20 protein-coding genes are annotated in these 22131 nt (G+C 54.9%); 12 read left to right on the forward strand and 8 right to left on the reverse strand.

Going from position 1 to position 22131, the window contains the following annotated elements; all coding sequences use genetic code 11:
- Positions 1-145 precede the first annotated feature (145 nt).
- The gene (locus tag TH19_RS11010; protein WP_114102400.1) at positions 146-358 is read right to left on the reverse strand and encodes an AbrB/MazE/SpoVT family DNA-binding domain-containing protein; all 213 of its coding nucleotides are present in this window, start codon (positions 356-358) and stop codon (positions 146-148) included.
- Positions 359-535: 177 nt separating this feature from the next.
- Between TH19_RS11010 and TH19_RS11015 the strand changes: the two genes are divergently transcribed.
- Entirely contained in the window at positions 536-1315 is a 780-nt protein-coding gene (locus tag TH19_RS11015) for a hypothetical protein (protein WP_114102402.1), read from the forward strand.
- 19 nt (positions 1316-1334) lie between these two features.
- On the opposite strand, the gene TH19_RS11020 is transcribed toward TH19_RS11015, so the two are convergent.
- Both TH19_RS11020 and TH19_RS11025 read right to left on the reverse strand, forming a co-directional pair.
- Positions 1335-1682, reverse strand: coding sequence for a Dabb family protein (locus tag TH19_RS11020; protein ID WP_258547916.1), 348 nt, complete (start codon positions 1680-1682; stop codon positions 1335-1337).
- 38 nt (positions 1683-1720) lie between these two features.
- Complete coding sequence (locus tag TH19_RS11025; protein ID WP_114102403.1) at positions 1721-3025, reverse strand: aspartate aminotransferase family protein; 1305 nt, start codon at positions 3023-3025, stop codon at positions 1721-1723.
- Between the two features lie 120 nt (positions 3026-3145).
- Here TH19_RS11025 and TH19_RS11030 point away from each other — a divergent pair, with 120 nt between their 5' ends.
- On the forward strand, positions 3146-4075 hold the full coding sequence (locus TH19_RS11030) for a LysR family transcriptional regulator (protein ID WP_114102404.1): 930 nt from the start codon (positions 3146-3148) through the stop codon (positions 4073-4075).
- Positions 4076-4097: 22 nt separating this feature from the next.
- Here the strand turns inward: TH19_RS11030 and TH19_RS11035 are convergent, their stop codons facing one another.
- Positions 4098-4787, reverse strand: a complete 690-nt coding sequence (locus TH19_RS11035) for a FadR/GntR family transcriptional regulator (protein WP_114102405.1) — start codon at positions 4785-4787, stop codon at positions 4098-4100.
- A gap of 175 nt (positions 4788-4962) precedes the next feature.
- On the opposite strand from TH19_RS11035, the gene TH19_RS11040 reads away from it, so the two are divergent.
- The 5 genes from TH19_RS11040 to hydA all read left to right on the forward strand — a co-directional run bounded on the left by TH19_RS11040 (position 4963) and on the right by hydA (position 10009).
- Positions 4963-5760: an ABC transporter substrate-binding protein gene (locus TH19_RS11040; protein WP_114102406.1), complete on the forward strand. Its 798-nt coding sequence runs from the start codon at positions 4963-4965 to the stop codon at positions 5758-5760.
- A gap of 96 nt (positions 5761-5856) precedes the next feature.
- Positions 5857-6528 carry an amino acid ABC transporter permease gene (locus TH19_RS11045; RefSeq protein WP_114102407.1) on the forward strand — a complete coding sequence of 224 codons (672 nt, stop codon included), beginning with the start codon at positions 5857-5859 and terminating at the stop codon, positions 6526-6528.
- Positions 6528-7268: an amino acid ABC transporter ATP-binding protein gene (locus tag TH19_RS11050; RefSeq protein WP_114102487.1), complete on the forward strand. Its 741-nt coding sequence runs from the start codon at positions 6528-6530 to the stop codon at positions 7266-7268. Before TH19_RS11045 ends, TH19_RS11050 begins: the two co-directional genes overlap by 1 nt.
- 33 nt (positions 7269-7301) lie before the next feature.
- Complete coding sequence (locus TH19_RS11055; protein WP_114102408.1) at positions 7302-8552, forward strand: cysteine desulfurase-like protein; 1251 nt, start codon at positions 7302-7304, stop codon at positions 8550-8552.
- A 41-nt stretch (positions 8553-8593) separates the two neighbouring features.
- Positions 8594-10009 (forward strand): dihydropyrimidinase, encoded by a 1416-nt coding sequence (hydA, locus tag TH19_RS11060; RefSeq protein ID WP_114102409.1) that lies wholly within the window; start codon positions 8594-8596, stop codon positions 10007-10009.
- Positions 10010-10027: 18 nt separating this feature from the next.
- Here the strand turns inward: hydA and TH19_RS11065 are convergent, their stop codons facing one another.
- Together TH19_RS11065 and TH19_RS11070 are read right to left on the reverse strand one after the other, a co-directional pair.
- Positions 10028-11137, reverse strand: a complete 1110-nt coding sequence (locus TH19_RS11065; protein WP_114102410.1) for an SEC-C domain-containing protein — start codon at positions 11135-11137, stop codon at positions 10028-10030.
- Positions 11138-11353: 216 nt separating this feature from the next.
- Positions 11354-12250: a LysR family transcriptional regulator gene (locus TH19_RS11070; RefSeq protein WP_114102411.1), complete on the reverse strand. Its 897-nt coding sequence runs from the start codon at positions 12248-12250 to the stop codon at positions 11354-11356.
- Positions 12251-12362: 112 nt separating this feature from the next.
- Here TH19_RS11070 and TH19_RS11075 point away from each other — a divergent pair, with 112 nt between their 5' ends.
- Both TH19_RS11075 and TH19_RS11080 read left to right on the forward strand, forming a co-directional pair.
- Positions 12363-13580, forward strand: coding sequence for an MFS transporter (locus TH19_RS11075; protein WP_114102412.1), 1218 nt, complete (start codon positions 12363-12365; stop codon positions 13578-13580).
- Positions 13577-14692 (forward strand): alpha/beta hydrolase, encoded by a 1116-nt coding sequence (locus tag TH19_RS11080; protein ID WP_258547917.1) that lies wholly within the window; start codon positions 13577-13579, stop codon positions 14690-14692. Before TH19_RS11075 ends, TH19_RS11080 begins: the two co-directional genes overlap by 4 nt.
- Positions 14693-14759: 67 nt before the next feature.
- Here TH19_RS11080 and TH19_RS11085 read toward each other — a convergent pair whose 3' ends face one another.
- Positions 14760-17801 carry an FAD-binding and (Fe-S)-binding domain-containing protein gene (locus tag TH19_RS11085; RefSeq protein ID WP_114102414.1) on the reverse strand — a complete coding sequence of 1014 codons (3042 nt, stop codon included), beginning with the start codon at positions 17799-17801 and terminating at the stop codon, positions 14760-14762.
- Between the two features lie 410 nt (positions 17802-18211).
- Here TH19_RS11085 and TH19_RS22745 point away from each other — a divergent pair, with 410 nt between their 5' ends.
- Entirely contained in the window at positions 18212-18373 is a 162-nt protein-coding gene (locus tag TH19_RS22745) for a hypothetical protein (protein WP_181846389.1), read from the forward strand.
- Between the two features lie 416 nt (positions 18374-18789).
- Positions 18790-19944, forward strand: a complete 1155-nt coding sequence (locus tag TH19_RS11090; RefSeq protein ID WP_114102415.1) for a LysR family transcriptional regulator — start codon at positions 18790-18792, stop codon at positions 19942-19944.
- A gap of 237 nt (positions 19945-20181) precedes the next feature.
- Here TH19_RS11090 and TH19_RS11095 read toward each other — a convergent pair whose 3' ends face one another.
- Positions 20182-20769, reverse strand: a complete 588-nt coding sequence (locus TH19_RS11095) for a TetR/AcrR family transcriptional regulator (RefSeq protein ID WP_114102488.1) — start codon at positions 20767-20769, stop codon at positions 20182-20184.
- Between the two features lie 213 nt (positions 20770-20982).
- On the opposite strand from TH19_RS11095, the gene TH19_RS11100 reads away from it, so the two are divergent.
- A complete protein-coding gene (locus TH19_RS11100) occupies positions 20983-21993 on the forward strand; it encodes an alpha/beta hydrolase family protein (protein ID WP_114102489.1) in 1011 nt (336 codons plus the stop codon).
- Positions 21994-22131: the final 138 nt, after the last annotated feature.

The following is a 22131-nucleotide window of genomic DNA, read 5'->3' on the forward strand; positions in this document are numbered from 1 at the left end:
GGGGCCAGGGCAATTTGGCAAGGGATCTACAATCTCTGATCGTAATATCTGACCAGAGTTCGCTTACGCTTGCAATGTCCGATTTTCTGGAATGATCCTAAAGGGTTGTCCGCAGGTGTTCTTTGATGTTGCGCAAAGTATTTTATTACACTTTCGGCTGGTTGCGATCTTCCATGAAATCGAGACTGACCGATGGGCTATCAAAGAATGTATCCCACAAATGATCGACCGAGATAATTTGACCGTTTGAGGCATTCGTAGCTATCTCGACGTTTTTTGTGTCGTTTGGTAAATCGATTTCTTCCGGTGGTCGAGTAGCCGGATCGTTTTTATTTATGATTAAGGAGGTCTCTTTCATCGGAATCCTTTCGGAAGAAAGCCAAGCCTGTAATCCAAAATCTCAAAGTAATTTGTCTTGTCTGATGCTTTCTGTCGTTTTGATTGGATGAAATCCGGAAAACAATTTATGCGTTTTGTTGCCAATCTACTGCTAAATTAGGTTGTAATCCGGGATGGTTTGGAGAAGATTTGCAAAATGATTACGAGGTCGAATGAAGTTACGCCATTGGTTTTTGGCGGAGCATTGCTTGGTGTTGTTTGTTTTGGCTTGCTCGTTGAAATCTCGTCAAGAACGAACTTGATGAAATGGGTTTACGATCATGAAACACTAGCAGCCGGTGTGTTGGGCGTGTTGGCTGCTGCTGTCACTGCTTTGCTGATATTATGGCAAATTCGACAGCAATATAAAGTAGTGAATGATGAGCGAGAAAGGCAACTTGTCGCAACTAAAAGCGCAATGCCTTTGGTGATTGCTGGGCTACATGATATTTCCATAAAGTCATTTGTGACGTCTTTGGATATGTGTAAGGGGCGAAACATAAGCCCGGAGTTGCCTGAGCTGGATCCAACCTATGTTGAAGCCCTGAAAGTGTGCATAGAACACTCTGATCAAGCTCTACAGAAGTCCTTGTCTAAGTTTATTCGGGAGGTGCAAGTGCAACGATCTCGCCTAAGTCGGGCGATTTCGGAATACAAGCCTTGGCCTGTATATAAGGTTGCACAAAACCAATCTCAACAGAATGCGATAGCAGACAAAGCCGCAAGAACGAAAGGAGGTTATCTATACAGTTCTGCTTTGGTTGTGATGATGGTAGACGAACTTTGGCCGCAGGTTGGGCCGTTAGAGGGTGGCAAGGAAATCGGCAGTAGAGCTAGCAGAATTGAAAATCTATTCATTTTTCAAGGTAAAGAGCCCCCGGAAAATTGGCCTTTGTTCATTGGGCACTTTCAGCGCACAGCCGACCAGTTTCATTAGTCTAGTAGTTCCTTGATTTTTATACTTCAAGATCAAACACCACCAACCCCGCCAAACCACCGTCAAGCATCCCGACCAGTTGCCCGCCAAGTTTCTGATGTTCGGGATGTTCAAGATAGGCGTCGCGTGATGCGGCATCATCAAAGTCGATGCAGAACCCGTGGCGGAAACCCTGTTCAAGGTTTTCCGGGCTGACCGATATGCCGCCGTCAAAGCCCCGCATGCCGGGAATAAGGGTGCCAAGATTGGCAAGGGCATCAAACAGGGACGTGATGTCATCCTGTTTGATGCCCGATTGGAATTTGACCAGAACGATATGGCGGATCATGACAAGACCTTTGTGAAGGTTGGCTTTGCCTGATTTCACCTTTGTTTCGTCCGGTCTGTCAACTGATGTGAAGGTGATCAGCGACCAGTAAGGCTTGCGGCAATGCTGTCCCCGATGATCGAAATGCCAAGATCAAGTTCTTCTTCGGTAATGGTCAGGGGCGGGGCAATGCGGAACACACCGCCCATGCCCGGAAGCTTGACGATATTCATGCTAAGCCCGCGTTTAAACGCCTCGCTCGCAATCGCGGCCCCCAGATCATGATCGGGCGCACCGCCATCCTTGACGATCTCCATGCCAAGCATAAGCCCGCGTCCGCGCACATCACCCACGCATGAATACTGGTCTTTCAGTGCGGCCAACCCGTCAAACAGCCGTTTGCCCATGTGACCTGCCCGGGCCACAAGATTTTCCTCGGCCACCACATCCAGCACCGTCACGCCAACTGCGGCGGGCAGAGGGTCGGACACATGGGTTGTATAGAACAAATAGCCCTTTTCATGGGCGGTATCTTCGATTTCCGGCGTCGTCATCACAGCCGAAAGCGGCAATCCGGCCCCGATGGTTTTTGAAAGGGTGAGGATATCGGGCATCACGCCATCCCGTTCAAAGGCAAACATGGTTCCGGTGCGGCCAATGCCGGTTTGCGCCTCATCCAGGATCAAAAGCATCCCGCGTTCAACGCATTTCTGCTTGAGTGCGGCAAGGTAACCTTTGGGAAGTTCCAGCATCCCGCCGCTTGATAAGATCGGTTCGGCGACGAAAGCTGCAAGATTGCCGGTTGATTGCGCATCAATCAGGTTAAAGGCGTCATCAAGTTCGGTCTGCCAGTCAAGCGACCCGTCGGCATTTTTAAACCGCGGACGAAATGCATTGGGGGCCGGAATGGCAAGCGATCCGACCGCCGCCGGGCCATAACCCTTGCGTCCCGCACTATAGGTCGCCGATGCCGCAACCCCGGTCATCCCGTGCCAGCTTTTGGAAAACGCCACAATTTCATGCTTGCCGGTCACAAGCTTTGCCATGCGAATGGCGGCTTCGTTGCTTTCGGCCCCTGTGGACAGCAACAGCACGCGATCAAGCCCCGGCGCAAGCGCGGCCAGTCGTTCGGCCAAGGTCACCACCGGGCGGGTCAACATGCCGCTAAACAGATGGGCGACCGTTTCGACCTGGCGCTGCACGGTCTCGACAATTTTCGGATGGCCATGGCCCAGAACCGCGCTCATTTGCCCGGATGTGAAATCAAGGATTGCGCGATTATCGGCATCATACACAAACGATCCCTTGGCACGTTCAATGATGGCTGGTTCGAACGTTCCGCCATAGCGGATCAGGTGCTTTTTGGCGGCATCCCAGAATTTCGGATCGGCATTGTTTGACATGGTTGGCTCCCTGCAGGCGTGTGTCTTTGATGGATACAGGGTATCGGCTGTTGATATCTTCGTAAAATTGATAATGATGGCATTCCGGTATTGGAAAAATTGATATGCGGTGGCAAAGCCATGCAAACCTTGCTTGATCTCAAACTGCTGACGACCTTTGTGCGCGCCGCCCATTCCGGGACGCTCAGTGCCACCGCCCTTCAGGTCGGGCGCACGCAATCAACTGTCAGCATGCAGATACAGCGTCTTGAAGATGCGCTGGGCCAGACGCTTTTTCATCGCAGCGGCAGTGGCGTTACCCTGACCGGAAGTGGTGAACGGTTTCTTGGCTATGCCGAACGGATTTTGAAATTGCATGACGAGGCGGTTTTTGCCTTTTCCGACCGGGGTCTGCGCGGTTCCATGGTGTTTGGCTGTCCCGAGGATTACCTGATCGCCTTTTTCCCGGCCCTGCTTAAAAGCTTCGGGACGATCTACCCGGATGTCGAAATCAAGGTGGTTTCGGCCCCGACGCCGGAACTTCACAAAATGCTGCGGGCCCGCCAGATTGATCTGGCACTGGTCTCGGTCGCCAACCCGGACGGGGAACCCGATATCGCAAGGACCGAACAACTTGCCTGGGTCGGTGCCAAGCCGACCCTTGATCTGCATGATTTCGGTACAGGAATTGGAACCGGGATCGGAAACACTATCAGCGATGGATCAGGGGCAGGCGACAGCCCGACAACCGCCCGAACCATCCCGCTGGCCTTGCCCGCATCAAACGCCCTTGATCACAAGGCCGCGTGTGATGCCATCGAGGCCGTTCAAATTCCCTACAAGATTTCCTATGCCAGCAGCAGCCTGACCGGACTGATCGCCGTGGCCCGTTCGGGTCTTGCCATCAGTGTGATGATGCAAAAGGCGGTGCCCAATGACCTGTATATCCTCAAGGCCCCGCTGCCTGCCTTGCCCAAACTTGGCCTGAAAGTCATCGCAGGCGAGGGCACCCAAAACCCGGCCACAACCGCCTTTGCCGATCACGTCAAAAACATGCTGCCGTTTTTATAAGGGAACAGGTGTTGGGGGCTGATCAGGCCTGCAAACCAGCACAGCGTGCGGTGTTGCGGACATGGGTTTGCATTTCCTTGCGGGCGCGTTCCGGGTCATTGTCGCGCAGGGCCGCCATGATTTTGCGGTGTTCGCCAATGGATTCGCGCATGCGTTCCGGGTCGGTGATCGGAATCGGCTGGCGCTGGGTTTCGGTGATCTGGTCGCGCACGGTCTTGTAAAGATCGCGCAACATGCTGTTGCTGCATGCCGCAACGATGGTGCCGTGGAATTCAAGATCGGCCTCGACATTGGCAATAAGGTCCTGATCAGCCCAGCATTTTTCCATGCGGTTGGTGGCGTCTTCCATTGCGTCAAACTGGGTTGCGGCCAATCGCCCGCAGGCAAGGGCGGCAATTTCGCTTTCAAGGATCATGCGGGTCTGGAAAACGTCAAAAACGCTATGGGTTTCCGAATAGCGCCAGGGGGCCATATCGCCTTCTGATTTACCGCCGCCTGCGGTGACAAAGGTGCCTCGACCGGCTTCGGTCTTGATCAGGCCAAGGGTTTCAAGCGTTAAAAGGGCTTCGCGGAGCGACGCGCGACTTACCCCGAATTTCTGCGCAAATTCGCGCTGCGAGGGGATCTTTTCGCCGGGCTTCAGGGTGCCATCCTGAATCATTCCCTGAATTTCCCGCGCCACAGATTGCGGCAATAGGGTCCTGTTGAACATTGCTCTTCCCTCGTTCCTTGTTCTTAAAGCGAATACCGCGCTGGTTGTGTGCTTGTCACGATTTTTCTCCAACCCACTTGCAACGGTTTCGGATTTATGTTTCCTTGTGGTCTAACTGGTCAGACCAGTTAGACCAGTAGTTATCAGGGATAGCAAAAAACACAAGGGTAATAAGATGAAGTTCTTTTCATATGTTGCGGCGTCTGTTGTTGGTGGGGTGTTCGCGATGGGTGTCGCAAGTTCCGCCAATGCCGCCGATCTGACCGTTGGCGCCAATATCGGCAACGTTCCGTGGGAGTTCGAGCAGGCAGACGGCACCGTCGTCGGCTTTGAAGTCGATCTGGTCAACGAAATCGCCAAGCGTCTGGGTAAAAGCGTCGAATTCGTCAATATTCCGTTCAACGGTCTGTTCCCGGCAGTGCAGTCGGGCCGCATCGACATGGCGGTTTCGTCGATCACCATCACCGACAAGCGTCTTGAGTCCGTGACCTTCGCACAGCCCTATTACGACAGTGACCAGTCCCTGACCGCGACGGCCGCAGGCGGCATCACCGGCCTTGATGCCATGAAGGGTAAAGTCGTTGGCGTTGATACAGGCTCCACCGGGGATATGTGGGTGACCAAAAGTGGTGGCGAATACGGCATCGAGGATGTCCGTCGCTACGAAGGTCTTTCGCCTGCGATGCTTGATCTGACCGCGGGCCGTATTGATGGCTATATCAGCGACATTCCGGCACTGCTGTACTACGTCAAGGACAAGCCGAGCCTGAAGGTTGTTGAACGCATCACCACGGGCGAAAAATACTCGATCATGTTCAACAAGGACGCCCCGCTTGCGACCGAAGTCAATGACGTGATCACCGAACTGAAAAAAGAAGGCTTCATCGCCGGTCTGCATGAAACCTGGTTCGGCGCAACGCCGGAAGACACCACCTCGACGGTCAAAGTGCTTGATATGCCGACCCTGAAATAATCGCGCATATCGCACATCAACCCTGCCGATGATGCCCCCGATATTGGCATGCGGCTCCCGGCATTGTCGGCAGGGTGAATTTGAACTGGTGGTGAAATGGATTTATTTTCGACTTTCTTTAACATCCCCGTCCTGGTTGCCAGCCTGCCGCAATTGTTAAACGGCCTGCTTGTGACCATCGGGATTGGCGTCACAAGTATTATTGCCGGTCTGATTGGCGGGCTTTTCCTGGCTGTTTTGCGGCTTTATGCCGGGCCGGTTACCAATGCGCTGGTGCGCGGATATATCGATATCTTCCGCTCGATCCCGCTTCTGGTGCTTTTGATCATTGTTTATTACGCGCTGCCTTTTGTCGGTATTCGCCTGTCGCCGTTCTTTTCGGCGGTAACGGCGCTGACGCTGGTATCGGCGGCCTATACCGCCGAAATTTTCCGCGCCGGGATCGAAGCCATCCCCAAAGGCCAGTTCGAGGCATCCGCCGCCCTTGGTCTTTCCAGCCGCTATACCATGACCGATGTGATCCTGCCCCAGGCGATCCGCATCGTCATCCCGCCACTGACCAATAACTGTATCAACGTTCTCAAGGATACCGCGCTGGCATCGGTTGTTGCCATGCCCGACCTGCTCAAACAGGCGACCCAGGCACAGGCACTTTCTGCCAACCCGACGCCGCTGATCGGGGCGGCCGTGATCTATCTGTTGTTGCTGTTGCCGATGGTGCGGTTCGTCGCCCGCCTTGAAAAACGTTTTAGCCGCGGGAGATCATGATGAAAGCGCCCCTGATCAAAATCAAAAACCTCCGCAAGGCCTATGGCAATTTCACCGTTTTGCACGGCATTGATCTTGAAATCGCACAGGGCGAGGTCGTCTGTGTTGTCGGTCCGTCCGGTTCGGGGAAATCAACGCTGATCCGTTGCATCAACCATCTCGAACCGTTCGAAAATGACGGCGAGATCATCGTTGATGGCATTCCGGTGCGTCCCGGTCGCGATCTTGCCGATGTCAGGGCCGAAGTCGGCATGGTGTTTCAGTCCTTCAACCTGTTCCCGCACATGACCGTTTTGCGCAATGTCATGCTGGCCCCGATCCGGGTGCGCGGCATGAGCGAGGCCGACGCCGAAAAACGTGCCCGTGATTTGCTTGATCGTGTCGGCATCTCGGTTCAGGCCGAAAAATACCCCGGTCAGCTTTCCGGCGGGCAGCAACAGCGCGTGGCGATTGCCCGGGCGCTGGCCATGGAACCCAAGGTGCTGTTGTTTGATGAACCGACATCGGCCCTTGATCCCGAAATGGTCGGCGAGGTGCTTGATGTGATGAAAAAGCTCGCCGGGACCGGGGTGACCATGGTCGTCGTGACCCATGAAATGGGCTTTGCCCGTCAGGTCGCCGACCGGGTGCTGTTCATGGATGGTGGCAACATCATCGAGGCCGGCACACCCACCGAAATATTCGACGCCCCCAAAGAAGAACGCACGCGGAATTTCCTCCACGCCGTTCTCGATCATTAAAAATAGAAACCATACACCCGGAGGATGCCTTTCATGGCAAACACACGCACCCTTGATATGGAATATGTCCATAGCCAGTTTCCAGCACTTTCAAATGGCTGGGCCTTTTTTGACAATGCCGGCGGGTCGCAAATCCTGACCAAGGCGCTTGACCGTATCAACAGCTTCCTGATCAATCGCAATGTGCAGATCGGCGGTTCTTACGAGGTTTCCAAACGCGCGGCCGAGGCCCTGCTTGATGCGCGCAAAAGTGCCGCACAACTGGTCAATGCGTCCCGTCCCGAGGAAATCATTTTCGGCGCGTCGACCACCGTTCTTGTGCAAAACCTTGCACGCGCCATGCGCAGCCAGTTTGCCGCAGGCGATGAAATCGTTGTCACCATCGGCGATCATGAATCCAATATCGGCCCTTGGGTGGCACTCGAAGAATTCGGCGTAAAAGTTCGCTTCTGGGAACCCGATGCCAAGACCGGGCGTCTGCATCTGGACGGGCTTAAGGCTGTCATGACCGATCAGACTAAACTTGTCTGTGTGACCCATGTGTCAAACATCGTGGGCGAGGTCAATCCGGTCCGCCAGTTCGCCGATTACACCCATGCGATGGGGGCCAAAATCTGCATTGATGCGGTGGCCTATGCGCCGCACCGTGCCGTTGATGTGCAGGCCTTTGATGCCGATTATTATGTCTTCAGCCTCTATAAAACCTATGGTCCGCACGGGGCGATGATGTATGGGAAGTATGACCTGCTTCTCGAACTTGATACGCTTTATCATTATTTCTATGGCAAGGATAAAGTCCCCGGCAAGCTGGAGCCGGGCAATCCCAGCTATGAAATGGCCTATTCGGTTTGCGGTATTGTTGATTACCTGTGCGAACTGGGCGAACGGGCCGGGGAAACCGGATCGGTGCGCGATAAAATCGTTGCCGCCTATGATGCCATCACCATTCAGGAAAATGCCCTGACCGAACGGTTGTTGTCATATCTGCGCGGGCGCAATGATTGCGTGGTGATCGGGCAGGCCGACAATCGCGACGGCACGCGCATTCCGACCATCAGTTTCCGGTTTGATAACCGCAATGCCGAGGAAGTCTGCAAGATTATTGACCGTGAAAAAATCGCCATCCGTTTCGGGGATTTCCATTCCCGCCGTCTGGTCGAATATCTGGGTCTGTCTGATAATGGCGGCGCACTGCGTGTTTCGATGGTGCATTATAACACCATCGAACAGGTCGACCGCCTGACTGCGGCCTTTGATCGATTGCTTGATGCATCGGATCAATAAGGACCATCACGGGAAATCAGGCAGCCAGCAGGGGATGTATCATGCAGTTTGACCGCATTATCAAAAACGGCACCATCGTGACCGCCAGTGATACCTATCGCGCCGATATCGGGATTACGGATGGCAGGATTTCTGCCATCGCTGCATCCCTTGACGGGGCTGATGATATTGTTGATGCCACCGGGCTTTATGTCATGCCCGGCGGCATCGACAGCCACGTCCATATTGATCAGCCATCGGGCGATGGCATCGTCATGGCCGATAATTTCGAAACGGGTACACGCTCGGCCGCCATTGGCGGCAATACCTCGATCCTTGCATTCTGCATGCAGGAAAAGGGCGACAGCCTGCGCCATTCCTTGGATGTCTATCACGCCAAGGCCGACGGTAATTGCCATATTGATGTGGCGTTTCATATGATCGTCACCGATCCGACGCCCTCGGTCCTGGGGCAGGAACTCCCGGCCCTGGTCGAGGACGGCTATACCTCGTTCAAGGTTTTCATGACCTATGAAAACCTGCGTCTGCGCGATGATGAAATCCTTGATACGCTTGATGCCGCCCGGCGTACCGGCGCGCTTGTGCTGGTTCATTGCGAAAACGAAGACGCCATTCGCTTCCTGATCGGACAGCACGAAGAGGCCGGCGAATTTTCCGCCAAATCACACGCCACCACGCGCCCGATTGCCGCCGAACGCGAAGCCACCCATCGCGCGCTGTCACTGGCCGAAATCGTTGATACGCCGATTGTCATCGTCCATGTCTCCAACCGGCAGGCGATGGAAGAAATCGAACGCGCACGCGTTCGTGGCAGTAAGGTCGTGGGCGAAACCTGCCCGCAATATCTGATGCTGACTGCCGATGATCTGGATCAGGATGAACTTGAAGGGGCGAAATTCGTCTGCTCCCCGCCGCCGCGCGACAAGGAAAGTCAGGATGCCTGCTGGGATGGTCTTGAACGCGGGGTGTTTGACCTGTTCTCGTCCGATCATTGCCCGTTCCGCTTTAACGACCCGGAAGGCAAGCTGAATGAAAAGGGCAAGAAAAGCTTCCGCTGGATCCCCAATGGCATTCCCGGTGTTGCCACCCGCCTGCCGATCCTGTTTTCCGAAGGCGTGCAAAAGGGCCGCATCGACCTCAACCGCTTTGTTGCCCTGACATCGACCAACCACGCCAAACTTTATGGCATGTACCCGCAAAAGGGCACAATCGCGATTGGCTCGGACGCAGACCTGGCCCTTTGGGACCCCAACAAAAACGTCACCATCACCAACGACATCCTGCAACAGGGCTGCGACTACAGCCCCTATGAAGGCCTTGAAGTCAAAGGCTGGCCGGTCCACACCATCGTGCGCGGCAAAACCGTGGTGATGGATGGAGAGGTGACAGGACAGAAGGGCGATGGCAAATATTTGCCACGGCAGAAATCGAATTTGGTGACCTCGACGCCGGTCTGAGCAAGCAGAGTTAATCAGTTACACTTCAAATGATCGCACTACGCTTGGGAGATCGAAAGTTGTATCCAAGCAGACGGGCGCTGACGGGACGCTCCCCATTAAATCGATACCGCTTGCTGTTAGCTTATTTAGTTGATCTCTTTGTTTGCTAGCTAGGCGAAAGAACCAGTTGGGATTGAAAAAAATGTTCTCAGCATGTTTGGCGACCATTTGTAAGCAAGCCGAAGCTTGCGTGTCGGCTGACAGCGCTTTGATTTGATCTGCAATGACCTTTCCAGCAGAGCTGTCAATGTCTAGCCACGAGATGCAAACCATAGTGTTGGATGTGCCAGAAAATGATGAAAAGAAGATCTGTTTGAGCCGTTCATCTGCATAACCCTTCTGGATCTCATTGCCATAGAGATCAGTAAAGGGTGACCAAGCCCCAGCGAACATGAATGGTAGAGGAGCTGATAGCTCAAGAACAAGTGAACTGATGGCATCTCGTCGGTTCTCCACTAGGGAGACGGTTAGCAAATCAAAGGTAGCTTGAAGATCTCTTCGCGCAGCCTCATTCCCCAAGTTGATCTCGTCTAGTATTTGTTGAACCGCCAACTGCTCAAAAAGTTGCATGCCTTTGTCGGCGTTTCGCAATGTTTCTCGCAAATGAGCTAGAGCATCTTTTCCATAGAGCTCTCGACTCAATGTGCGGTAAGCAACTGCAAGACACTGGTCTTGTCGACCACTGAACGCTTCATTCTCTATGCAGGAAAACAGTTCCCGGTCGTGCTTGCTGCAAAAGCCATAGAAAGTTGATGCGTCTTTGATTCCAATTTTCTTTGCCGACAGAGACCTGCCGTTTTTCTTTAGATCTACGATGTCGGCCCTATACTGAATTACATGGCCGTTCTCAGCTATTTTAGTCAAGTTTGGCCCGCAGGAAATTGTATGAGCTTTAATTACTCCCCCTTCACAAGGGCCCAAACCTACTCCGTGAGCACAACATTTCTTCTGTTTGAATGCCTTCCGGTTCATCTCAATTGTAGACCAAGGGTTTTCCTTCGGCTGAGTATCTCTGTTTAGGTGACATTTCTTATACTTTTTGCCAGAACCACACCAGCAGGGGGCATTCCGGTCCCTACCTTTCATTTTTAAGCACCGTTTTCATACGTTTCTCCTGTGCTGCCGGTTTCATGATATTGTATCTACCACACCTTTTAGTGGTGGGAATACATGCTCACCGGACTCTTCACAGGCTTGTCCCTCCCGCTTTCTTTTCCAGATACGCACATACCGCTCACTTGAAGTTGCTTGATGGCGAGTTGTATAGCTACAGTCTCTGCTAAACTCAAAAGCCGCTTCCACCTAACGCCCGCGATGGCGCAGGGCGTCGACGATCACCCTGAACACCGGCAGGTTTTGGCGGCGGGTCGGGTAATACAGGAAATAGCCGTCAAAGAACGGGGACCAGTCATCAAGCACAAGCTGCAAGGTTCCCGCCGCGATGTGATGGTCGGCAAGGCTGTTGGGGACAAAGGCGATGCCGATGCTGCTTAGGGCGGCATCCATCATGGCGTATGAATTGTTAAAGGTGATCTGGCCATCAACACGGACGTTGATTTCATTTCCGTCCTTTTCAAACTCCCACGGGTAAAGACCGCCAAGCCGTTCCTGACGCATATTGACGCAGTTATGTGTCAGCAGGTCCTGGGGATGTTCAGGCACACCATGTTCGGTCAAATAGGCGGGGGAGGCGACGGCGATCATGCGCCAGTCGGGGCCGATACGAACCGCAATCATGTCCTTTTCAACACTTTCGCCAAGCCGCACCCCGGCATCAAACCCGTCTTCGACGATATTGCGAAATCCGTTATCGATGCTGAATTCGATGTTGATATCGGGATAAGCCATCAGGATCGGTTTAAGCTTTGGCCACACGACTGTTTCAAGCGCGTGATCGGATAATGTCAACCGGATGGAACCCGATGGCTTGTCGCGGAACGCCATAAGGGCGTCGATCTCGCCTTCGATTTCCTTAAGGCGGGGCGAGACGGTTGATAGTAACTGAGTACCCGCAGGCGTCAGGGCAACGTTGCGCGTTGTCCGGGTCAGAAGACGGATGCCAATATTTTCTTCCAGACGTTTGATCGCGTGGCTCAGGGTTGATTGCGCAACACCAATCCGTGCTGCCGCCCGGGTGAAATTGCGTTCCTCGGCAACGATGCCGAACCATTTCAGGTCATTGAAATCAGTATTTGCCATGGATCTATAATTAATCGATGAGATCGATTAGTCCATGCTATTTTTCCCGTCTAATCAGATTGACGAGAAGCCACTATCTTCTGGTGACGATATGTTGAACCGGAAGATATTCATGACTGACACCACCCGAACCGATCCAGCAAACAGACAAACCGCCGCATGGGGCGCTGTTTTGTCGATGTCGCTGTGCGTTGCCCTGTTGCTGGCATCCGAATTCATGCCGGTCAGCTTGTTAACCCCAATGGCAGATGGGCTGGGCGCAAGCGAAGGGGCCACAGGTCAGGCCATTTCAATCAGCGGCCTGTTCGCACTGGTTGCCAGTTTGCTGATCACAACGGTGGCCGGGCAGATCAACCGCAAATCGGTCCTGATCGCGCTGACCATGTTGATGTTGGCGTCGCTGGTGATTGTTGCGATGGCACCGAGCTTTGCGGCCTTGATCACCGGGCGCGCCATCCTTGGAATTTGCATTGGCGGGTTCTGGGCACTGGCAACCGCGATCATGATGCGGCTGGTGCCGCCCCAAGACGTGCCACGCGCCTTATCGATCATGTATGGCGGGCAGGCCATTGCATCGGCCTTTGCGGCACCGCTTGGGGCGTGGCTTGGCGATGTATTTGGCTGGCGGGCGGTTTTCTGGGCGTTAACGCCGCTGGTTGCGGTCAACCTTGTCTGGCAACTGAGCGTCCTGCCGTCCTTGCCCGCACGCCGTCGGCAAAATTTCGGAACGCTGATCGATGTTCTGGCGCGCCCCTATTTCAGGCGCGGCCTGATCGCGGCGATGCTCAGTTGGGGATCGGCCTTTACCATGTTCACCTATCTGCGTCCGTTTCTCGAACAGTTTAACGGCGCGGATGCAACGACATTGTCGCTTTTGCTGCTGGTGCTGGGACTTGCCGGTTTTATCGGAACCTGGGCTGCCGGGCGCTTTGTCGGGCAGCAGATTGCTCCGCTTTTGAAACTGCCGGCCCTGATCATGGGGGCCATCACGCTGGCACTTTTGTTCACGGGCAGCTCGACCGTTATGACGGCTGCTTTGCTGGCGGGGTGGGGCGGTATGAATACCGCACTTTCGGTGATTTTCATGACCTGGATGTCCCGGAATGTGGGGGATGCCCCCGAAGCAGGCGGCAGCCTGATGGTTGCCGCTATTCAGGGCTCAATCCTGCTGGGGGCCCTGATTGGGGGCCTGCTTCTTGACAGTTTTTCAATCACCGCAACTTTCGTTGGCAGCGTCGCGCTTGCGGCCCTTGCCGTGATCCTGATCGGTAACGGGCAGCGCCTGTTGAAGCCGGTTAAACTGACCCAAACACTCAGGAGATGGAATTGACCAAAAACATTCAAACCCATGACGCAGTGACGAAGAAGGATGCTGTTAATCTTGATCGCCGTGGCGTGTTACAGATGGCAGGTGCCGGTGTGGCTGCATTGGGCCTTGCTGCCATCGCAAATACGGCAACTGCAACTGCAAATGCAAAGGCACTTAACATGACCAGGGAATGGGACAAGGTTTTCCCGCAAAGCGATAAAGTCGACCACGAAAAAGTCAGCTTTACCAACCGTTACGGCATTACACTGGTGGGCGATCTTTACCTGCCCAAGGATCGTGCGCAGGGTGCCTTGCCGGCAATCGCGGTTTGTGGCCCGTTTGGTGCGGTCAAGGAACAGTCATCGGGTCTTTATGCCCAAACCATGGCCGAGCGTGGCTTTGTTACCCTGGCATTTGATCCGTCCTATACCGGCGAAAGCGGTGGTGAACCGCGTAACGTTGCATCGCCTGATATCAATACCGAGGACTTCATGGCAGCGGTCGATTATCTTGGCCTGCATGGTTCGGTTGATCGGGAACGCATCGGTGTGATCGGTATTTGCGGCTGGGGCGGTATGGCGCTGAATGCTGTTGCCGCGGACAAGCGCGTCAAAGCCGTGGTTGCCAGCACCATGTATGACATGACCCGCGTGATGTCGAAGGGTTATAATGACAGCGTTACACTTGAACAACGCACCCAGGCGCTTGAACAAATGAGCCGCCAGCGTTGGGAAGATGCCGCAAATGGCGCACCGGACTATGGCCCACCTTCGCTTGATCTTCAGGGTGGCGAACCGCAGTTTGTTCTTGAATATCATGACTATTACCGCACCCCGCGTGGCTATCATGCACGGGCGGTAAATTCCGGCAATGCCTGGACCCAGACCACGCCGCTGAGTTTCATGAATATGCCGATCCTGAGCTATATCTCGGAAATTTCACCGCGCCCGGTTTTGCTGATCCACGGCGAAAATGCCCATTCGCGCTATTTCAGTGAAACCGCCTATGAAGCTGCTGCCGAGCCGAAAGAACTTTTGATCGTTCCGGGGGCCAATCACACCGATCTGTATGACAAGCTTGATGTGATCCCGTTTGACCGGATGGTCGCATTCTTTGGCGATGCACTTGTCTGATAAAGCAAAACGGCCGGGGCAATATACCCCGGCCGTTTTCGTTATGATCGGATGTTGATGTGCCAGATCAGTTGGTGATCCGCTTTGCCAGATACTGCACCGGATGCTGCGGTTTCACGCCCTCGTATCGGTTGACCTGACAGCGGCACGAATAGCCGGTGACCAGCATGTTTTCGGCCCCTGTCGCATCGACCTTCTTTTTCCAGCTCAGGTCATACAACGCGCGCGAGGTTTCCTGATGGCGGGTTTCATGGCCGTAAACGCCAGCCATACCACAACATCCGGTTTTCTCGGCTGTCAGTTTAAGACCGAACGCCTCAAAGATTTTCTGCCATTTCACGCCAACATCGGGGATCGATGTTTTTTCCGTGCAATGGGGGAACAGGCTTGCCGGAACATCCATGTTAACGGCGTTATCAATTTTCGGTGCGTTCAGGCGACCGTCATTGATTTCGGACGCCAGCCATTCATGGAACAGATGCACGCGGTAATCCGGCCGATCCGAAAGGCGCTGGGCATATTCCTGGCGGTAGGTCAGGGTGACGCTGGCCTCGATGCCGACCATGGCGACACCGGATTTGGCGATGCGGCCATAAACGATATCGTTCTGTTTGGCCTGATAATCGAATTTCTTCAGGAACCCTTTGACATGCATGGCCTTGCCGTTCGGGCGATAGGGTGGGACAAACACCCGGTATCCAAGGCGTTGCAACAAATCGACATGGGCAAGGAACACGTCGGTGTCATAATGCGTGGTAAAGCAATCCTGCAAGACAATCACTGACCTGGCCTTTTCATCGGCACTCAGGCCATCAAGATCAGCCTGCCGGAATTTGCCGATGCCACGCGCACGCAAGCCCGATTTAAGGCCCCGGCTATCAAGCTTTGGCAGATCGGTCAGGCCGATGAAGCGCTTGAAAATCCAGGGCATTGGCGGGATTGATTGCAGGGCATTGAACAGGCCCGGCGCGCTTGCCAGAAGCGGGGCCATATATTCAAGTTTCGCAATGACATAATCCTTCACCGGGCGTTTGTAACGGGTGTGATAGGTCTCAAGGAACCGGGATTTCATTTCCGGGATATCGACCTTGACCGGGCATTGCCCTGCGCAGGCCTTGCATGACAGGCAACCGGCCATCGATTCATAAACATCGTGCGAGAAATCCCGCCCGTTGATCACCGCCAAATCCTGGTTCATCGGGTCGGTGCCTACCGAAAGCTGTCTGATCCATTCGCGCAGCATTCCGGCGCGGCCCTTGGGCGAATGCACACGCGACCGGGTGACCTTATAGGACGGGCACATGGCATCCATCAGATCCCAGTTAAAGCACGCCCCGTTGCCGTTACAGCGCGTGGCATTAAGGTATTCATCACGAAGGGCATCTTCGATCTGGCGATCAAGCTGCCCGCGCATCGGGGCTTCGTCGATTGCCGTGATCGGGATGTCTTTGTTGTATGGGGACGCGATCTTGCCGGGGTTTAATTGTCCTTCCGGGTCAAAGGCTTCCTTGATGCGCCTAAGAACATCATAAAGCTCCGGCCCGAAATAGATCGGGCTGTATTCGCCGCGGAAACCCTTGCCATGTTCGCCCCAGATCAGGCCGTTATAACGTTTGGTCAATTCGGCAACGCCATCCGATACCCGGCGCAGGCGCGCTTCGTCTTCTTCATCGCACATATCAAGAAGCGGGCGCACATGCAGGCACCCCACATCCACATGGCCAAACATGCCGTAATCAAGGCCCTCGGCATCAAGAAGTGCGCGGAATTCGGCGATAAAATCGGCAAGGTTTTCCGGCGGTACGGCGGTATCTTCCACGAATGGCGTGGCGCGGCGTTTGCCTTCAAGATTGCCCAGCAATCCCACCGATTTCGCCCGGATTGACCAGATTGCGGCGATCTGGCCGGGATCGGTTGCCTGCACAAAGCCGATCGGGGCATAAGCTGTATCGGGATTGCCATCAAGATAAGCGCGCAATTCGTCCTGTTTGGCAGCAACTTCTTCAGGCGTTTCGCCAACAAATTCAACGACGTTAAAGCCGCGCGTGGCGATGTCACTGTTTTCCGTACCCAAAAGCTTGCCCAGCATGTGCCAGCTTTCATCCTGCTCGGCCAGTTTCATGACCTTGTCATCGATGCTTTCAATCGCAACAGGATCAAACTTTACAAGGGCTTGCACGTGACGAAGTGCGCTATCAAAGCTGTCATAACGGACAACGGTGATGGCCTTGTGCTTGGGCAGCGGAATAACACGGAAGGTGATTTCCTTGACCATGCCAAGGCTGCCCTCGGCCCCGGCAATCAGGAAGGAAAGGTTCATATCCCCTTGATCGGAAACGGCTTCCTTAAGGTTATAGCCGGTCAATCCCCGGTTCATTTCCGGGAAAGTGGCATTGATCTGATCGCGACGCGGGGCGATTTCATCATGGACCTTGCGATAAAGCGCGCCAACCCGGTCGTCGCGGGTCATGATTTCCTTTGCTTTATCGGCACTTAGGGCCGATGTGCGGAAATCGGTGCCGTCAATCAGAACTGTGGTCATGTCATGGATATAGTGGCTGGTTTTGCCGTAAATCCGCGATCCCTTGCCCGAACTGTCCGATCCGATCATGCCGCCAACGGTCGCACGGCTTGCGGTCGAAACGGCGGGCGGGAAGAAATAACCATGGGGTTTGAGCCATGCATTAAGCTGATCGAGCACCACACCCGGTTCAACATGAACCAGTGCCTTTTCCTTATCAAAGGCCAGTATGTTATTGAGATACTTGGAAGTATCGAGAATGACGGTGTTGTTCAGCGACTGGCCGTTGGTGCCCGTACCGCCGCCGCGCGGGGTGATTTTGACCTCGCCGAATTTTTCGCGACCGGCCATTTCCATGACGATATTGATGTCATCGCGGCTGCGGGGCTGCAACACCGCACGCGGCATCACCTGATAAACGCTGTTATCGGTGGCATGGATCAGACGGGTGGGGAAATCTGCATGGATCTCGCCGCTAAATTTTCCTTCGGATTCAAGGGTTTTAAGGAAACTTAGCGTCAAACTGTCCAGCGACCGGTCCGGGGTCAGGCGGGGCAATTTGGCAATAACGCTTTTGGCGGCGGGCATGGTGATCTCTCTGTTTGCGATCCACCGGATTACGCTTCCGGTTTCGGATCAAATTCCGGGGTCAATTTACCCCATTTGACCCTATCAGGATTAATTGGACAAATTGAAAATTCCGAATGATTATTAGTTTTTGCCTAATAATCGAAGGCAGACACATGGACTGCATAAAGCCGGGATACTGACAGCTCCTGACAGAAATTCCGGGTTTTCGGCGTTAGATGCCAAAATTGGTCGTCATTTCGGGTGATTTCCGGTTTTAATTGTATGAGGATTATCTTTTCGATGAGGTGCCGTTGGCATCAGGCATGGCCGCCGGATCGTCAAAACGGGGTCGGGTGTAAAGAAAAGTTTACAGCCTGCGTCGCCCACGGATCGGGGCGTGCAGGTGCCGTCCTTTTTTTGAGGTGAGGGTGCCTGATCTGATCTCGCTTCAGTCTACCCGGATCGGCCTGATCTACTTTGATCGGGCCAGGTCGGATCGGGTCGCGTCGAACCAGTTCTGGCCGGGTCAGGTCGGGCCGGGGCGGATCGAGGCAAGTCAGGTCGGGCCAGGTCGTGGCGGGTCAGGCTAGGCCCGGTCGTGTCGGTGCTGCTTAGGTTAGGGTAGGTCGGGGTAGGTTAGGGCAGGCTAGGTCAGGTCGGGCCGGGTCGGGGTAGGTTAGGGTAGGTTAGGGTAGGCTAGGTCGGGCCGGGTCGGGGTAGGTTAGGTCCGGTTCGATTTGGTTTGGTCGGGGCAAGGCAGGGCAAGGCAAGTTCGGTCTGGGCGATCCGTCATGTTGCGGGTGCGGAAAGATCAGGGTTGCCAGCATGGGCATGGCTTCGGGTTCGGGGCGTTCCGGGCGATGTGACTGTGCATGAGGTTGGGTGTGGCAAGGTGTTGATGCCGTGCTGACGGTTTTGGTGATTATGGTGGTTCGAGGTGGCTGCGTCAGTACGGCAACGATGCAGCAATCAAACGGTCAATCTTGGCTGATATAAAGGAGTTTCGATGTTTTCATCGCTGAATATGCGCCATATGCGGTCCTTTGTGGCGGTGGCCGATCACGGGTCCTTTACGGCGGCGGCAGCCGTGCTTGGCGTTACGCCCCCCAGCCTGACCACCACCATTCGCCAGTTCGAGGATGTGACGGGGGCTGCGCTTTTTGATCGCACGACCCGGCAAGTCACCCTGACCGATACGGGGGAGCGGTTTTTGCCGGTGGCAAAACGCCTGATCGGTGATTTTGAAGAAGCACTTGGCGATCTTGATGCGCTGTCCAAGGGGATTGGCGGGAAAATCACCATTGCCGCGGCCCCGTCGGTCCTGACCCGCATTTTACCCGCCGTGATTTCGCGCTTTGTGGTCGATCATCCCGATGCGCGATTACGGCTTGATGAAATGAATGCCGGGGAGGTCCATGCAGCCGTTGCCGCCAACGAGGCCGATTTCGGCATCGCCGGGGAGTGGGAGGCACTGCCCGATATCGCGTTCCGGCCGCTGTTTTCCGACAGGTTCGGGGTGCTGTGCCGGGCCGATCATGCCTTTGCCTGCCAGTCCTTTGTGACCTGGGCAGAGCTCTCCGATCAGCCCTTTGTCGGGCTTGGCCCGGAATCCGGAACATCGGCAATGATGGCCGGGGTCGCCGGGGCGGGTAGCGGTAATCAGGCCAAACACCCCAAACAACGCGGATCGGACTTCACAAGCCCAGCCATCGAAGCGGCCGCTGCCCTTGGCATTGCCGAGGCCAAAGGCGTTATGAAGCAGGCCGAAAAGCTTGCGTCTGCACAGAACAAACTGGGTGATCATCGCACGGGAAAAGCTGAGAAATCCACAGCACAAGCAGGTGCGGGCGACGGAACTGCGGCCCTGCCGATCACTCTGCCACGCCCGACGGTGGAAACATCAAACACCCTCACACTGGCGGCCATGGTCGCGCAAGGGGTGGGGATCACGGTCCTGCCGGAACTGGCGGCAAGGGTGTCGGACATGACGCGTGACAAGGGCCTTGTCTTCGTGCCGCTGTCCGCCCCGGTCCGGCAGCGCCATATCGGCATCATCACGCGCAAAAGCAAAAGCCTGTCGCCGATTGCCAGCCTGTTTCTAAGCAAGGTGCAGGATCAGGCCGCAAGCCTTGATCTTCCGGCGGCGCTGGAGTGGTATTGACCGGTCGATTGGTGGTTCAGCACATATTGAGATCGACGGGGTTTGAGCGGGGTGATTGCTGATGTGTGCAATGCCCATGGACCGTGCCCTTGAGCTAAAGTCATGGGCAGAGACCTGCGCTGTGTTAAGGGTAGACCATGCGGCTATGTTGCGGGCGGTTTAGCTTGTGGGGGCAGAATAGATCATGCAACCCAATGCCGGGTGCATGATGGCGGTGTTGCGTAACGGACTGATATCTCAGCGCGTCGTCGCACCGAAGCGCAGGCCGTCAATCATCAGTTCGAGCATGCGGTGGGTGTGTTCGGCCCCTTCGGTGCCGCCGACCGAGGCGAGGTTGCCGATGGCGCGCAGCAGGTCATAGGCATCAATATCACCACGGATTTCACCGGCCTTGGCCGCCGATTGCAGAAGTGATTGCAGGGTCGGTTCGAAATTGGCGCGGAAATAGGCGGGCAGGGCGTCAAAGGCCGGGTCGCCGGAATACAGGGCGGCGGCCAGCCCCTTTTTGGTGACGATGAACTGGCAATAGCGTTTCAGCCAGTGGGTCAGGGCCTCGCCCGGGGAAAATCGGGTGCGGAATTCCGTCGCGGCCGTAACGCAGGCATCGACTTCGCGTTTGTAAACACCAACGACAAGATCGCTTCGTTTGGGAAAACGACGATAGAGCGTGCCGACGCCAACACCTGCCTTGGCGGCGATTTCGCGCACCGGCGCGTCAACACCTGATGCCGCAAAAATCTCTTTGGCGGCTTCGAGCAGGGCATCCTCATTACGCAGGGCATCGGCGCGGATGCTTTTTTTTTCGACGGCAGTATCGTCTGTCATCTTGTTGTTTTCCAAAGGCAAAACCGATTTTTGACGCATGGGCGGAATCCCTGCGTCAAAATTTGCGCTTGATAAACGGAACGATGTTCCATATCTGCTTTTCCATAAGCGGAACATTGATCCATTTAATGCCCATGGCGTATCGGATCAATGTTCCGTTTGGCGATATATAGGCGCAACACACGGTTTCGCCAATCGGAAAAGGATTTTGGCATGAATAATCTGATCGATAAGGCCCGGCATATTCCGGTCAATGATGCTGTTTCGACCATTTCTGTCTGTCCGGTGATTTTGGACGCACCCGGGCGGCCCAAACCGATTGAAATGCGGATCACCGCGCCGGCACAGGGGCGGAATTTGCCGATTATCCTGTTGTCGCACGGGCATGGGCCGTCGCTTTATATCCCGTCAAAGGACGGGTACGGGCCACTCGCCAATTTCTATGCGGAACACGGCTTTGTCGTGATCCAGCCGACCCATGGCAATTCCAAGGTTGCCGGATTTGGTTCCGATGCGCCCGGTGCGCCGTTCTTTTGGCGATCCCGGGTCGAGGATTTCAAAACCATTCTTGATCATCTGGGCGCAATCGAACGCGCAAGTCCGGTGATCGACGGGCGACTGGACCATGACCGGGTGGCGGCAGTCGGTCATTCACTGGGCGGGCAGACGGTTGGCATGTTGCTGGGCGCACGCCTGAGCGACAGTGCCGACCCGGATGCGCAGGATGTCAATATGATCGAGCCACGAATCAAGGCCGGGGTTCTTTTGGCGGCACCGGGCCTGGGTGGCGACAGCCTGAGCGATCATGCGCGCCGGAACTATACCGCGCTTAACCCCGATTTCGCGCATATGACCACCCGAACGCTTGTTGTGGCGGGGGATCAGGATATCAATCCGCACCTGACCACACGCGGGGCGGCATGGCACACCGACCCGTTCCATCATGCACCGGGCGGGGAGTTTTTACTGACCCTGATCGGTGGCAAGCACGGGCTGGGCGGGATTGCCGGTTATGACGCCAAGGAAACCGATGACGAAGACCCGGACCGCCTTGCGATTACCCAGCGCATGACATGGGCCTATCTGCGATCTGCCCTTTATGGTGATGATCCGGCCTGGACGGATGCCTGTGCGGTGCTTGCGACCCATGCTGGTCATTTGGCCTTTGTCGAGCAACGGGCGCAGAAGCAAGAAACTGACGCTGATTTCCCCCTTATTCATTGAGCGGACAGTTGACTTAGGAGCGGCAACATTTCCTGCAAATTTGACGTTATACGAAGAATAAGCCTGACATCTTGAAACGCACCCATAAATAGAACCAATGACAAGAAATTCCTCCCGATGTATGAGTAATGTCTTGTT

This window comes from Thalassospira profundimaris, assembly GCF_003326675.1.
GTDB lineage: Bacteria > Pseudomonadota > Alphaproteobacteria > Rhodospirillales > Thalassospiraceae > Thalassospira > Thalassospira aquimaris.